The organism is Streptomyces sp. IBSBF 2435 (assembly GCF_036815005.1).
In the GTDB taxonomy this organism is placed as follows: Bacteria; Actinomycetota; Actinomycetes; order Streptomycetales; family Streptomycetaceae; genus Actinacidiphila.
The window spans coordinates 1-14,184 of sequence record NZ_JAJSYW010000068.1; the positions used below are offsets into that span (position 1 = coordinate 1).

Consider the following 14,184-nt stretch of genomic DNA (forward strand, 5'->3'; position numbering starts at 1 on the left):
CCCGGGGGCGCGGCGGGGGGCCCCCCCCCCCCCAGGCCGCCGTGCACGGTGTAGGCCGCTTCGGCGGTGAAAGGGCCGGTGGCAGCGATTGCCGCCATGGCTCCCCACAGCACCTCGCGCTCGTCCTCGCCGTCGAGCATGGCCGTCACCAGGCGTAGCAGTGCGTGCGGCGCGGCCTCCGGCTGCGGGACGGGGTGGAGGGGCACGGCGGTCGGAACGGGAACAGCGTCCATCGCATGTCCAATCGCGGCTCGACAGCGGCTTCCCTCCTTTCACGTTACGCCGCCCGGCGCGGGGTCTCACCTGCGAACCGTGTCGCGTCCCCGTCCTGGCGGGCCGGAACGCCGGCGCGGATTGGTCCTGCCGGGGCGAGGAAGCACGCCGGGTACCGCGCGACCCTGGCAGTAGGTGCGGTGTGCCCCCGCTCCGTACGTCTGGGAGCCCGCCGACCGGTCCCGCGTCGCGACGGAGGAGATTCTTATGGCGAAGGCAGTAGGCATCGATCTCGGCACCACCAACTCGGTCATCGCGGTCTGGGAGGGTGGTGAGCCCTCCGTCGTTCCGAACGCGGAGGGGGCCAGGACGACCCCGTCGGTCGTCGCCTTCTCCGACGACGGCCAGCGGCTGGTGGGACAGCTCGCGCGAAGGCAGTCGATCCTCAACCCCAAAGGCACCATCACCTCCGCGAAGCGGTTCATCGGACGTCGCTACGACGAGATCTCCGACGAGGCCAAGGCGGTCTCCTTCGACGTGGTCGAGGGGCCCGGCGGGGTGGCCCGCTTCGAGGTGGGCGGAAAGCAGTACGCGCCGGAGGAGATCAGCGCGCAGGTGCTCCGCAAGCTGGCCGACGACGCCGGGAAGTCGCTCGGCGAGAAGGTGACCGAGGCGGTCATCACCGTACCGGCGTACTTCAACGACGCCCAGCGCCAGGCCACCAAGGACGCCGGGAAGATCGCCGGCCTCGACGTCCTGCGGATCATCAACGAGCCGACTGCCGCGGCGCTGGCTTACGGGCTGGACAAGAAGGGTCACGAGACGGTCATGGTCTTCGACCTCGGCGGCGGCACGTTCGACGTCAGCCTGCTGGACGTCGGCGACGGTGTGGTGGAGGTCCGCGCCACCGCGGGCGACTCCCATCTGGGCGGCGACGACTTCGATCGCCGGCTGGTGGACCACCTGGCTGACGGCTTCCAGAAGGCCGAGGGCATCGACCTGCGCAAGGACCCGCAGGCTCTGCAGCGTCTGTTCGAGGCGGCCGAGAAGGCGAAGACCGAGCTGAGTTCGGTCAGCCAGACCCAGGTGAGCCTGCCGTTCATCACCGCGGACGCCTCCGGGCCGAAGCACCTCACCGAGACGGTCCGCCGCTCCACCTTCGAGCAGATCACCGCCGACCTGGTGGAGCGCTGCCTCGAACCGGTCAGGACGGCGATGAGCGACGCCAAGGTCGGCGACAACGACATCGACGAGGTCATCCTCGTCGGCGGCTCGACCCGCATCCCGGCCGTGCAGAGCCTGGTCCGCCGGCTGACCGGCGGCAAGGACCCGAACATGAGCGTCAACCCGGACGAGGTGGTGGCGCTGGGCGCCGCGGTTCAGGCCGGCGTGCTCAAGGGCGAGGTCAAGGACGTCCTGCTGCTGGACGTCACCCCGCTGTCGCTGGGCGTCGAGACGGCCGGCGGCGTGATGACCAGGATCATCGAGCGGAACACCACCATCCCCGCCCGCCGGTCGGAGACCTTCTCCACAGCTGAGGACAACCAGCCTGCCGTGGACATCGTGGTGCTCCAGGGCGAACGCGAACTGGCCGCAGACAACCGGGTGCTGGGCCGCTTCCGGCTGGAGGACCTGCGGCCGGCCCGGCGCGGGGAGACCCAGATCGAGGTCACCTTCGACATCGACGCCAACGGCATCCTCAAGGTCGGTGCCAAGGACCGGGACACCGGCGCCGAACAGTCGATCACCATCAGCGAGGGCTCCAACCTCGACCCGTCCGAGGTCGAGCGGATGATCAACGAGGCCGAGAGCAACCGCACCAGCGACCTGGCCCTGCGCGGGGCCATCGACGCCCGCAACGAACTCGACGCCGCCGCATACCAGGTGGAGCGACGCCTGGACGACCTCGGTGACGCCGCACCGGAGCACGAGCGCGCCCGCGCCCGCCTCCTCATCGACGAGGCGCGTACCGCCGTCGAGGAGGAGGCGCCGGCGGAACGGTCCCAGAACCTGACCTCCGAACTCCAGCAGATCCATGCGGCGCTGGCCGCCCACGCCGCCGGACCGGGCGGAGCCGGGGGTGAGGCCCAGCCCGGGGCAGCGCCCGGCCAGGGTCCCGGGGCAGGCTCGCCGAGTGGCGACGACGACGTCATCGACGCCGATTTCGACAAGAGCTGAGGCGGCGACATGCCGGATCAGGAACAGACGCGTCCCGCCGAGGACCGCACCCCGCCCGAGTCCGAGCGGACACCCGTGCCCCAGACGCCCCTCCCGGCCCCCGAACCAGTGGAGCAGGAGTCGGCGTCGGCACCTCGCAGTCCCGAGGTGGAGGAACTGGAGGACCGGTGGCGGCGAGCCCTCGCCGACCTGGACAACCTGCGCAAGCGCTACGCCCGTGAGCTGCCCCGGGAACGGGAGGCCGAGCGGGCCAAGGCGGCCGCGGCGTTCCTCCCGGTCGTCGACAACCTCGAACTGGCCCTCGCCCACGCGGGCGCTGACGACCACGGCGCGATCGTCAGCGGAGTCCGGGCGGTACGCGACCAGGCCGTCGAGGTGCTGCGAAACCTCGGCTACCCCCGCTACGAGGAGACCGGCGTCCCCTTCCACCCGGAGCAGCACGAGGTGGTGTCCGTGGTGGATGAGCCCGACACGCCCGCGGGCACGGTCGTCCAGGTGCTGCGGCCCGGCTACGGCGAACCCGGTCGCCAGCTGCGGCCGGCCGCGGTAGCGGTCAGCCGCAAGCAGGAGTGAGGCTGCCATGGCAGAGGACTACTACGAGGCGCTGGGCGTTCCCCGCACCGCCGACGCCGCCGAGATCCAGCAGGCGTTCCGTACCCTGGCCCGCCGCTTTCACCCGGACGTCAACCGCGATCCGGCCGCAGAAGAACGCTTCAAGCAGATCAATGAGGCGTACAGCGTGCTCTCCGACCCCGGCACCCGGTCCCGCTACGACCGCTTCGGCCCCGATTTCCGGCAGATTCCGGAGGACTACGACGAGCGTGTCGCGGCCGGCCAGGGCTTCGGCGGCGGAGCCCGCGCGCACCGGGGCAGTCCCTTCGAAGGCACCCGGGGCGCCGACCGGGCAGGCGCCCGGACCTGGACGGGGACCGGCTTCGATGCCTCTGGCGTGGACTTCGAGGATCTCTTCGGCGGCATGTTCGGCGGCCGGGCCGGCGGCACCGGGCGGGGCGCCCCGATCCCCGGCGCGGACCAGGAGGCCGAACTCACGCTCAGCGTGGAGGAGGCGTACCGCGGCGGGCGGCGGACGATCACCCTCGGCGGACCCGGCGGGGAACGCCGCTACGACGTCACCATCCCGGCCGGCGTCGTCGACGGGCAGCGCATCCGGCTCGCAGGCGAGGGCGGCCGGGGCCGCGGCCCGGGTTCCGCCGGGGACCTCTACCTGGTGGTCCGCATCGCCCCCCATCCCCGCTACCGGCTCGTCGGGCGCGACATCCACGTCGATCTGCCCGTCACCGCCTGGGAGGCCGCGCTGGGAGCGACGGTGCCGGTCGACGGGCCGGGCGGGACGGTCAAGGTGCATGTGCCGCCCGGCACCTCCACCGGCCGCCGGCTGCGGCTGCGCGGCGAGGGGATGCCGCACCCCAAGGGTTCCCCCGGTCACCTCTACGCCGAGATCCAGGTGACGGTGCCGCCCTCGCCCAGCCCGCGCGAGCGTGAGCTGTTCGAGGACCTGGCCGCCGTCTCCTCCTTCGACCCGAGGAAGCAGACATGAGAGCCGAACACCGATCTCCCGGCCAAGCAGCCGGGCAGCCCGGCACCAGGGCCGCCTACCCGCTGGTGCGGGTCCACCGGACCAGCCCCGGCCGCTATCAGCTCCCCATGGCCGCGGTGGCCGGCCGGAGCGGGCTGCCGCCCGAACTCGTCAGGCGTTTCGCGGCCCTCGGACTGCTGGACGCCGAGCGCGACGCCGGGGGCCGGCTGTGGTTCCGGACCAGCGCCCCGTCGGCCATCGCCCGGGTGCAGCGGCTGCGGGCCGGACTGTGCCTCAACTACGCGGCCATCGGCGTCGTCCTGGACCTGCTCGACCGCGTCGAACGCCTGGAAGCCGCACTGCGGCGCAGCGAACGAGCCGCCAAGGAGCCGACGACATGGACATGAACCGCCTCACCTTGAAGTCCCAGGAAGCGCTCCAGGAAGCGCAGAGCGTCGCGGTACGGACGGGCCAGACCGAGGCCGACGGGGAGCACCTGCTGCTGGCGCTGCTCGATCAGCGGGACGGCCTGACCACCCGTCTGCTGGCAGACGCCGGCGCGGACCCGGTTGCCCTGCGGGCCGCCGTCGAGGCCGATCTCGCCAGACGCCCCCGCACGGCCGGCCCGGGCGCCGCCCCCGGCCAGGTGACGGTGACCCAGCGGCTGGCCCGGCTGCTCGACACCGCCGAGCAGGAGGCCAAGCGGCTCAAGGACGATTACGTCTCCACCGAGCACCTGGTGCTGGCCCTGGTGGACGAGGGCCCGGCCACCGCGGCCGGCCGCCGGCTCGGCGAACAGCGCGTCACCAAGGACTCCTTCCTCGCCGCCCTCACCACGGTGCGCGGCAACCAGCGGGTCACCTCCGCCAATCCTGAGGAAGCGTACGAGGCCCTGGAGAAGTACGGGCGCGACCTCGTCGCCGAGGCCCGCACCGGCCGCCTCGACCCGGTGATCGGCCGGGACGCCGAAATCCGCCGGGTGATCCAGATCCTCAGCCGCAAGAGCAAGAACAACCCGGTCCTGATCGGCGAACCCGGGGTCGGTAAGACCGCCATCGTCGAGGGCCTGGCCCAGCGGATCGTGCGCGGCGACGTGCCCGAAGGGCTGCGGGACAAGACGGTGTTCTCGCTCGACATGGGCTCGCTGGTGGCCGGAGCCAAATACCGCGGCGAGTTCGAGGAGCGCCTCAAGGCCGTCCTGTCGGAGGTCAAGGGCGCCGAGGGCCGCATCCTGCTGTTCGTGGACGAGCTGCACACCGTCGTCGGGGCGGGTGCCGCCGAGGGCGCGATGGACGCGGGCAACATGCTCAAGCCGATGCTGGCCCGCGGCGAATTGCACATGATCGGCGCCACCACGCTGGACGAGTACCGCAAGCACATCGAGTCCGACGCCGCCCTGGAGCGCCGCTTCCAGACCGTCCGGGTGGACGAGCCGACCGTCGAGGACGCCATCTCCATCCTGCGCGGCATCCGCGAGCGACTGGAGGTCTTCCACGGCGTCAAGATCCAGGACAACGCCCTGGTCGCTGCCGCCACCCTCAGCCACCGCTACATCAGCGACCGCTTCCTCCCGGACAAGGCCATCGACCTGGTCGACGAGGCCTGCGCGCGGCTGCGGACCGAGATCGACTCCATGCCCGCCGAACTCGACGAACTCACCCGCCGGGCAACCCGCCTGGAGATCGAGGAGGCCGCGCTGGACCAGGAGGCCGACCCGGCCAGCCGCGCCCGCCTGGAGGACCTGCGCCGTGAACTGGCCGACCTGCGGGGCGAGGCGGACGCCAAACATGCCCAGTGGGAGGCCGAGCGCCAGGCCATCCGCAAGGTCCAGGAACTGCGCCAGGAACTGGAACGCGCCCGGCAGGAGGCCGAGCAGGCCGAACGCGCATACGACCTCAACCTGGCCGCCCGGCTGCGCTACGGAACCGTCGGCGAACTGGAGCGCCGACTGGCCGCCGAGGAGGAACAGCTCGCCGGCAAGCAGGGCGAGAGCCGGCTGCTGCGCGAGGTGGTGACCGCCGAGGAGATCGCCGAGATCGTCTCCGCGTGGACCGGCATACCCGTCACCCGCCTCCAGGAGGGCGAACGGCAGAAGCTGCTCAAGCTGGACGAGATCCTGCGCGAGCGGGTCGTGGGTCAGGACGAGGCTGTCCAGCTCGTCGCCGACGCGGTGATACGGGCCCGCTCCGGAGTACGCGACCCGCGCCGGCCGATCGGCTCGTTCATCTTCCTCGGCCCCACCGGCGTCGGGAAGACCGAGCTGGCCAAGACGCTCGCCGCCGCGCTGTTCGACAGCGAGACCAACATGATCCGCCTCGACATGAGCGAGTACCAGGAACGCCACACCGTCAGCCGCCTGGTCGGCGCGCCCCCCGGATACGTCGGCTACGAGGAAGGCGGCCAGCTCACCGAGGCGGTACGCCGCATGCCGTACTCCGTCGTCCTGTTCGACGAGATCGAGAAGGCGCACGCCGACGTCTTCAACACGCTGCTGCAGGTGCTGGACGACGGCAGGATCACCGACGCGCAGGGACGTACCGTCGACTTCCGCAACACCGTGGTCATCATGACCTCCAACCTCGGGTCGCAATACCTGCTCCAGGGCGCCACCCAGGCCGGCGAGATCAAACCCGAGGCGCGGGCGCTGGTGATGACCGAGCTCAACGGCCATTTCCGCCCCGAGTTCCTCAACCGCGTCGACGACATCGTCATCTTCCACCCGCTCGGCATCGCGCAGATCGAGCGCATCGTCGACCTGCTCCTCGACGAGCTGCGCGACCGCCTCGCCGAGCAGCGCATCACGCTCGTCCTCACCGAGCCGGCCCGCCACCTGATCGCCGCCGAGGGCTACGACCCGGTCTACGGAGCCAGGCCGCTGCGCCGCTTCATCTCGCACGAGGTCGAGACCAGGATCGGCCGCGCGCTGCTCAGCGGTGAGGCACGCGAAGGCGTGACCATCCTGGTCGACGCCGCAGGCGGCGACCTGACCGTCGCCCTCCAGGAGCAGCCGCAGGAGTCGTCGGCCTCCGGGCCACCTGGTGCGGACCCAGCCGCGGGGTGAGTTCAGCCCTGGCCCGTCGTGCCGAGAACACCGCAAGGCTGCGAGGGCTGCCCGCACCCGGGGACTCAGCGGGTGCACCTGCGCCGAACGCGCCGCCGTACAGGCCGGCCGGTTCGGCGCCCGGATCCGCGTACCCGCGCAGGCCGCCGGCCTCGAACAGCGGGAGGCCACCCGCGAGTGGGTGTCCACCGCATGGTCAAGGACTTCGAGTCGCAGGGTGTGCCGATCGACCGTGTGGGGTCCCAGAGTCGTTTCGCAATGTCGGGCCGCCGTCGAGCTTCGAGACCGCACAGGGGCGGAGGATCACCGCGCAGTCGCGGGCGTCACCGGAGCAATCCCTTGGTCCGGGGTCGGACGACACCTTGACTGTGTGGCTGTGAGCGCTAACACTTAGCGCCATCACGGATCGGAGTACCATGTCGCATACCGCGGAACCCCCCCACCAGGAGCCTCGCCGCCGGGCTCCCACCATGGCGGACGTCGCCCAGGTGGCGGGCGTGTCGCACCAGACCGTCTCGCGCGTGCTGAGCAACCACCCCAACGTGCGGGACACGACGCGGGCCGACGTGCAGCGGGCCATCGAGCAGTTGGGCTACCGGCGCAATTCCTCGGCCAGGGCACTGGTCACCCGGCGTACCCTCACCCTCGGGGTGGTCGCGTGCAATCCGACCCTCTTCGGCCCGGCCAGCACGCTGTACGGGCTGGAAGAGGCCGCGCGCGACGAGGGCTACATGGTCTCCGCGGTCACCCTGCGCCGCTATACGGCCAAGGCGCTGGAGGAGGCCATCGACCACCTCAGCGAATGGGGCGTCGAGGGCATCGTCGTGATAGTCCCGCACCGCGAGGCCGTCGCCGCGCTGGCCGAGCTGCGGCTGCCCTTCCCGGTGGTCACCGTCGAGGGCGGCCACTCGCTGCCGATAGCGGGCGTCTCGGTCGACCAGGAGCTGGGCGCCCGGCTGGCGACCGGCCACCTGCTGGCGGCCGGCCATCGTACGGTCTGGCACGTGGCGGGCCCGCCGGACTGGCTGGAGGCCGAGGCGAGGGTCAACGGCTGGCGCGGCACCCTGGAGGAGGCCGGCGCCGAGGTGCCGCCGCCGCTGGTGGGGGACTGGACGCCGCTGTCCGGCTACCGCGCGGGCCAGGAACTGGCCGGGCGGGTCGCGGCCGGCTCGGCGCGCAGGACGTCCGCCGGCGTCACCGCCGTCTTCGTGGCCAACGACCAGATGGCGCTCGGCCTGATGCGGGCCTTCCGCGAGGCGGGCCTGTCGGTGCCGGGCCAGGTCGCCATCGCCGGCTTCGACGACATCCCCGAGGCCGAGTTCTTCGCCCCGCCGCTGACCACCGTCCGCCAGGACTTCGCCGCCGTGGGGCAGGCCAGTATCCGCCTGCTGGTGGCCCAGTTGGAGACCGGCTCGACCGGCCGCGACGGCGAGCGCGTGGTGATCGAACCGCGGCTGATCGTCCGGCGCAGCAGCACGTCGTCCTGACCGGTCGCCCTGCCGTCCGGCAATAGGCCGGGCGTCGTACCGATTCCACTTCTCCTGGAGATCACATATGACCACCAGCTCGCCCGCGGTCACCGTGGGCGTCGACTTCGGGACCCTGTCGGGCCGCGCGCTGGTCGTCGCCGTTGATGACGGCGCCGAGTTGGGCAGCGCGGTGCACGACTACACCCACGGCGTGGTGGACGGTGCGCTGCCCGGCGGGCGTGAACTGCCCCCGGACTGGGCCCTCCAGATCCCGCAGGACTGGCGTGACGTGCTGCGCTTCGCGGTGCCGCGGGCGCTGGCGGCGGCGGGGGTGCGGCCGGAGCAAGTGGTGGGCATCGCCACCGACTTCACGGCCTGCACGGTACTGCCGACGACCCGTGACGGTACGCCGCTGAGTGAACTCGCGGCCTTCGCCGACCGCCCGCACGCCTACCCGAAGCTGTGGCGGCACCACGCGGCGCAGCCCGAGGCGGACGACATCGTGGCCGCGGCGGAGGAGTCGGGGCAGGGCTGGCTGGCCCGCTACGGCGGGAAGATCTCCAGCGAGTGGCAGTTCGCCAAGGCGCTGCAGGTGCTGCGCGAGGACCCGGAGGTCTACGCGGCGGCCGACCGCTGGATCGAGGCGGCCGACTGGATCGTCTGGCAGCTGACGGGCACCGAGAACCGTAACCTGTGCACCGCCGGCTACAAGGGCATCTACCAGGACGGCGGCTATCCGGACGCCGCCTTCCTCGCCTCGCTGCACCCGGACTTCGCGGACTTCACCGCCAAACTGGAGCACCCGCTGTCCGGACTGGGCACGGCGGCGGGGGCGTTGAGCGCGCACGCCGCGGCGCTGACCGGGCTGCGCGAGGGCACGGTGGTCGCCGTGGGGAACGTGGACGCGCACGTCACCAGCGCCGCCGCCCAGGCCCTCGAACCCGGCCACATGCTGGCCATCATGGGCACGTCCACCTGCCACATCATGAATTCCGACGTGCTCGCCGAGGTGCCCGGCATGTGCGGGGTGGTGCGGGACGGCGTCGTGCCCGGCCTGTGGGCCTACGAGGCGGGGCAGAGCGGTGTCGGCGACATCCTGGCGTGGGCGGTGCGTACCGCGGCCCCGCACGGATACGCAGCCGAGGCCCGGCGGCGCGGCATCGCTGTGCACGACCTGCTCACGGAGAAGGCGGCGGCCCAACCGGTCGGCGGGCACGGCCTGGTGGCGCTCGACTGGCACAGCGGGAACCGCTCGGTGCTGGTCGACCACGCCCTGTCAGGACTGGTCCTGGGCCTGACGCTGGACACCCGTCCCGAGGACATCTACCGGGCGCTGGTCGAGGCGACCGCGTTCGGAACCCGCACGATCATCGAGACCTTCGAACGGGCGGGCGTGCCGGTCGGCGAATTCACCGCGGCGGGCGGCCTGTTGAAGAACACGTTTCTGATGCAGACCTACAGCGACGTGCTGGGGCGCCCGATCAACCTGCTGGCCTCGGAGCAGGGCCCGGCGCTCGGGGCGGCGATCCACGCTGCGGTGTCAGCGGGGGCGCACCCGGACATCCGCGCCGCATCGGAGGCGATGGGGCGGATCGAGCGGGCGGTGTATGTCCCCGACCCGGCGCGGGCGGCGGCGTACGACCGGCTGTACGCCGAATACCGCACCCTGCACGACTACTTCGGGCGCGGCGGCAACAACGTCATGCACCGGCTGCGAGCCCTGCGCACGATGCGGACAAGCACTGACACTTCTTCCATGTGAGCGTTAACTCCCTCTATTCATCCGAGGTCCCGATGCTCGAACGTCTTCCCCCATCCCCTGTCGACGATGTTCTCGCCCACCTGCGGCGGCAGGTCAGTGACCTGCACCAGGAGCTGGTCCGCTACAACCTCGTGGTCTGGACGGCCGGAAACGTCTCCGCCCGGGTGCACGGCGCGGACCTGTTCGTGATCAAGCCCAGCGGGGTCGACTACGACCGGCTGTCGCCCGCGAACATGATCGTGTGCGACCTGGACGGCGAGGTGGTGGACGGCGGCGGCCTGTCGCCGTCCTCGGACACGGCCGCGCACGCCTACGTCTACCGGCACCTGCCCGAGGTGGGCGGCGTGGTGCACACCCACTCGACGTACGCGTGCGCGTGGGCGGCCCGCGGCGAACCGGTGCCGTGCGTACTGACCGCGATGGCCGATGAGTTCGGGGCGGAGATCCCGGTCGGGCCCTTCGCGTTGATCGGTGACGACTCGATCGGGCGCGGCATCGTCGAGACACTGGCGGGGCACCGCTCGCCCGCCGTGCTGATGCAGAACCACGGGGTGTTCGCGGTCGGGCGGGACGCGCGCGCGGCGGTCAAGGCCGCGGTGATGTGCGAGGACGTGGCCCGGACCGTCCACATCTCGCGGCAGCTGGGCGATCCGCTGCCGATCACCGGGCCGGACATCGACCGGCTCTACGACCGCTACCAGAATGTCTACGGCCAGCCCGCGCCCGCGCCCGCGCCCGTCACCGCGCCTGACCCCGGGTGCACGTCCGCGGAGGGCCGGGCGGGCGCGCGTACCGCTCCGGCCGACGGGCCCGCCGCCGACGGCACCGTGACCGAAAGCCCCGCCACCGACCGAGGAGTCACCGCATGAACGCCACGCCCACTGCCGAGATCTGGTTCATCACCGGCAGCCAGGGCCTCTACGGGCCTGAGACCCTCGCGCAGGTCGCCGACCAGTCACGGCGGATAGCCGATCAGCTTGCCGCGCTCCCGGGCGGGCCGGTGCGGGTGGTGTGGAAGCCGGTGCTGACCGACGCCTCGGCGATCATCGGCACGGTCCTCGAGGCCAACGCCGACGCTGGCTGCGTAGGGCTCATCGCATGGATGCACACCTTCTCTCCGGCCAAGATGTGGATCGGCGGGCTGGACCTGCTGCGCAAGCCACTGCTGCACCTGCACACCCAGGCCAATGTCGAACTCCCGTGGTCCACCATCGACATGGACTTCATGAATCTCAACCAGGCTGCCCACGGCGACCGGGAGTTCGGCTACATCCAGTCCAGGATCGGCGTCGCCCGCAAGACTGTCGCCGGCCACGTCACCGACCCGTACGTCGGCCGGCGCATCCATGCCTGGATGCGCGCGGCCCTCGGCCATGCGGCCCTGCGCAGGCTCCGGTTGGCCCGCTTCGGCGACAACATGCGCGATGTCGCGGTCACCGAGGGCGACAAGGTCGAGGCGCAACTGCGCTTCGGCGTCTCGGTCAACACCTACGGCGTCAACGACCTGGTGGAGGCCGTCGACTCGTCCTCGGATGCCGATGTAACCGCCCTGGTCGAGGAGTACGCCGACGCCTACCGCCTCGACCCTGCGCTCGGCCGGGACGGCGACCGCCACAACTCGTTGCGCTACGCCGCCAGGATCGAACTCGGCCTGCGGGCCTTCCTCGACAACGGCAGCTTCGGCGCCTTCACCACCAACTTCGAGGACCTGGGGGGACTTCGGCAGCTGCCGGGCCTGGCCGTGCAGCGGCTGATGGCCGACGGCTACGGCTTCGGCGGCGAGGGCGACTGGAAGACCGCGACCCTGCTGCACACCGTGAAGGCGATGGGCACCGGCCTGCCCGGCGGCACGTCCTTCATGGAGGACTACACCTACCACCTGGCACCGGGAAGCGAACTCATCCTCGGCGCCCACATGCTGGAGGTCTGCCCCAGCATCGCGGCCGGGCGGCCGAGCTGCGAGATCCACCCGCTGGGCATCGGAGGCCGTGAGGACCCGGTCCGGCTGGTCTTCGACGCAGCCCCCGGCCCGGCGGTGGTGGTGGGCCTGGCCGACATGGGCGACCGCTTCCGGCTGGTCGCCAACCAGATCGAGATCGTCGACCCGGTCGAACCCCTTCCGGCTCTGCCGGTCGCCCGCGCGGTCTGGCGCCCCGCCCCGGACCTGCACACCTCCGCCGAGGCATGGCTGACTGCGGGCGGTCCGCACCACACCGTGCTGTCCACCGCGATCGGCGCGGAGGAACTCACCGATCTCGCCGACTTGCTCGGCACCGAGCTGTTGATGATCGACGCCGGCACTGACATCCGCCAGTTCACCAAGGAGATCCGCTGGAACCAGGCCTACTACCGCCTCGCCCGTGGGTTGTGAGGGCACGGCCGGACCCGCTGCACCGGACGGTCGGCGTCCCGGCGCCGGTCCGGTTTCCGGCATGCGTTGTCGGCCTCGCGTTTTTGTTCTGTGCAACGTCTTGACGCCGTGCCGGTGAACGCTAACAATCGCTGCCAAGCAACGGACCGCGAGTGGGGTCGGGAGCGATCGTGCCGCTTCGGATGTCACTCGGTCGCAGGTGGCGAGGTCCACGTCGGCCGGGGAAGGCAAGCTGATTGACTACAAACCCCTTTGTGCGGCTTTGTCCTCCCTTGAGGGTAGGCGGTTTCCCTCGGTGTGCTGCCTTCCCGGTGAACCGTGAGCTGCGGGGGAAGAGTGGCCGTCGGTCAGAACGAGAATCCTTGCTCCGTTTATGTGAGCGCTAACAGGCCGCAAGGCCCCTCCGAACAGGATTTGATCATGCGTGATGTGCGGTCTCGTAGTCGGGGATTCGGACGCTGGAGTGCCGCCGCCATCGCTGTCGCGATGGTTGCCACGATCGGCGCGTGCAGCAAGAGCGGAGCCGGTGACTCGTCGTCGGACACAGGCAAGTCCAGCAGTGGCGCGACGACGTCCACCGCGGTGTCCATCAAGGGCGACATCGCCTTCAACGACGCCAACCTCGCGAAGCTGGACGACGCGCTGAAGGCGGCGCTGGCGGGCAAGGACCTGTCCAAGCTCAACGAGGCGATGGTCGTCAACGTCGCCGTAGACTACTGGAACGCCGGCAAAGCCGGCTTCAACAAGGGGCTGAAGGACCTCGGAGTCAAGGGCACGTACCAGGCGCCGGCGAACGGGCGGCTGGACCAGCAGTTGTCGATCATCCAGACGCTGCGCGGCCAGGGCATCACCGGCCTGAGCGTGTCGGCCATCGACCCGACCGCCATCAAATCCCCCATCTCGTCGGCGAACAAAGCCGGCATCCCGGTGCTGGCGATCGATTCGCCGCTGCCGAAGGAGGACGGCGCCGCGCTCTACCTGGGCACGCCGAACTACACCGCCGGCCAGAAGGCCGGCGAGGCGATGAAGCAGGCGCTCGGCGGCAAGGGCCAGGTCGTGATCCTGGTCGGTTCGCTCACCACCTCGAACGCAGTCGAGCGCATCCAGGGCTTCGAGGACGCGCTCAAGGGCACCGGCATCAAGGTCGCCCAGAAGCTCAGCGACGGCATGGACGCGGCCAAGGCGCTCACCAACGCGCAGACCGCCATCCAGACCAACCCCGACATCAACGGCCTGTACGGGGTGTACTCCTACGACGGGCCGTCCGCCGGCCAGGCCGTACAGGCGGCGGGCAAGACCGGGAGGGTCAAGATCGTCTCGGACGACAGCGACCCGCAGACGCTGAAGTTCGTCCAGTCGGGCGTCATCCAGGCGACCGTGCTGCAGCAGCCGTACCAGCAGGGTTACACGGGCGCGTATCTGCTCGCGGCGTTCAAGGTGCTCGGCAAGCAGGCCACGCTGGACTTGGTCAAGCCCTATCTGGAATCGGACGGAGCCACGCTTTCCTCGGGCGTGGGCCTGGTCACCGGAGGAAACCTCGCCGACTACCAGGCCAAGCTCAAGGACCTGGGAATCAGCTGATGGACTCGTCCG

Annotated in this window: 10 protein-coding genes and 1 pseudogene; 10 read left to right on the forward strand and 1 reads right to left on the reverse strand. The window is 71.0% G+C overall.

Annotated features, from left to right (window positions below; translation table 11 throughout):
- Positions 1-233 (reverse strand): annotated as a pseudogene (locus V7E46_RS15735) (hypothetical protein); the annotation flags it as partial.
- Positions 234-480: 247 nt separating this feature from the next.
- Here V7E46_RS15735 and dnaK point away from each other — a divergent pair.
- From dnaK to V7E46_RS15785, 10 genes are all read left to right on the forward strand, one after another.
- The gene (gene dnaK / locus V7E46_RS15740; protein ID WP_333768994.1) at positions 481-2,391 is read left to right on the forward strand and encodes a molecular chaperone DnaK; all 1,911 of its coding nucleotides are present in this window, start codon (positions 481-483) and stop codon (positions 2,389-2,391) included.
- Between the two features lie 9 nt (positions 2,392-2,400).
- Positions 2,401-2,964: a nucleotide exchange factor GrpE gene (grpE, locus tag V7E46_RS15745; protein ID WP_333768995.1), complete on the forward strand. Its 564-nt coding sequence runs from the start codon at positions 2,401-2,403 to the stop codon at positions 2,962-2,964.
- 7 nt (positions 2,965-2,971) lie between these two features.
- The gene (locus V7E46_RS15750) at positions 2,972-3,949 is read left to right on the forward strand and encodes a DnaJ C-terminal domain-containing protein (protein WP_333768996.1); all 978 of its coding nucleotides are present in this window, start codon (positions 2,972-2,974) and stop codon (positions 3,947-3,949) included.
- Positions 3,946-4,335, forward strand: a complete 390-nt coding sequence (locus tag V7E46_RS15755) for a chaperone modulator CbpM (protein ID WP_333768997.1) — start codon at positions 3,946-3,948, stop codon at positions 4,333-4,335. Before V7E46_RS15750 ends, V7E46_RS15755 begins: the two co-directional genes overlap by 4 nt.
- Positions 4,326-6,989, forward strand: coding sequence for an ATP-dependent chaperone ClpB (gene clpB / locus V7E46_RS15760; RefSeq protein WP_333768998.1), 2,664 nt, complete (start codon positions 4,326-4,328; stop codon positions 6,987-6,989). The genes V7E46_RS15755 and clpB overlap by 10 nt, the downstream gene beginning before the upstream one ends.
- 416 nt (positions 6,990-7,405) lie before the next feature.
- The gene (locus V7E46_RS15765) at positions 7,406-8,476 is read left to right on the forward strand and encodes a LacI family DNA-binding transcriptional regulator (protein WP_333768999.1); all 1,071 of its coding nucleotides are present in this window, start codon (positions 7,406-7,408) and stop codon (positions 8,474-8,476) included.
- Between the two features lie 67 nt (positions 8,477-8,543).
- A complete protein-coding gene (araB, locus tag V7E46_RS15770; protein ID WP_333769000.1) occupies positions 8,544-10,220 on the forward strand; it encodes a ribulokinase in 1,677 nt (558 codons plus the stop codon).
- Between the two features lie 32 nt (positions 10,221-10,252).
- Positions 10,253-11,089 carry an L-ribulose-5-phosphate 4-epimerase gene (locus V7E46_RS15775; protein ID WP_333769001.1) on the forward strand — a complete coding sequence of 279 codons (837 nt, stop codon included), beginning with the start codon at positions 10,253-10,255 and terminating at the stop codon, positions 11,087-11,089.
- The gene (gene araA, locus V7E46_RS15780) at positions 11,086-12,591 is read left to right on the forward strand and encodes an L-arabinose isomerase (protein WP_333769002.1); all 1,506 of its coding nucleotides are present in this window, start codon (positions 11,086-11,088) and stop codon (positions 12,589-12,591) included. Before V7E46_RS15775 ends, araA begins: the two co-directional genes overlap by 4 nt.
- Before the next feature lie 486 nt (positions 12,592-13,077).
- Positions 13,078-14,172, forward strand: a complete 1,095-nt coding sequence (locus V7E46_RS15785) for a substrate-binding domain-containing protein (RefSeq protein ID WP_333769003.1) — start codon at positions 13,078-13,080, stop codon at positions 14,170-14,172.
- Positions 14,173-14,184 lie beyond the last annotated feature (12 nt).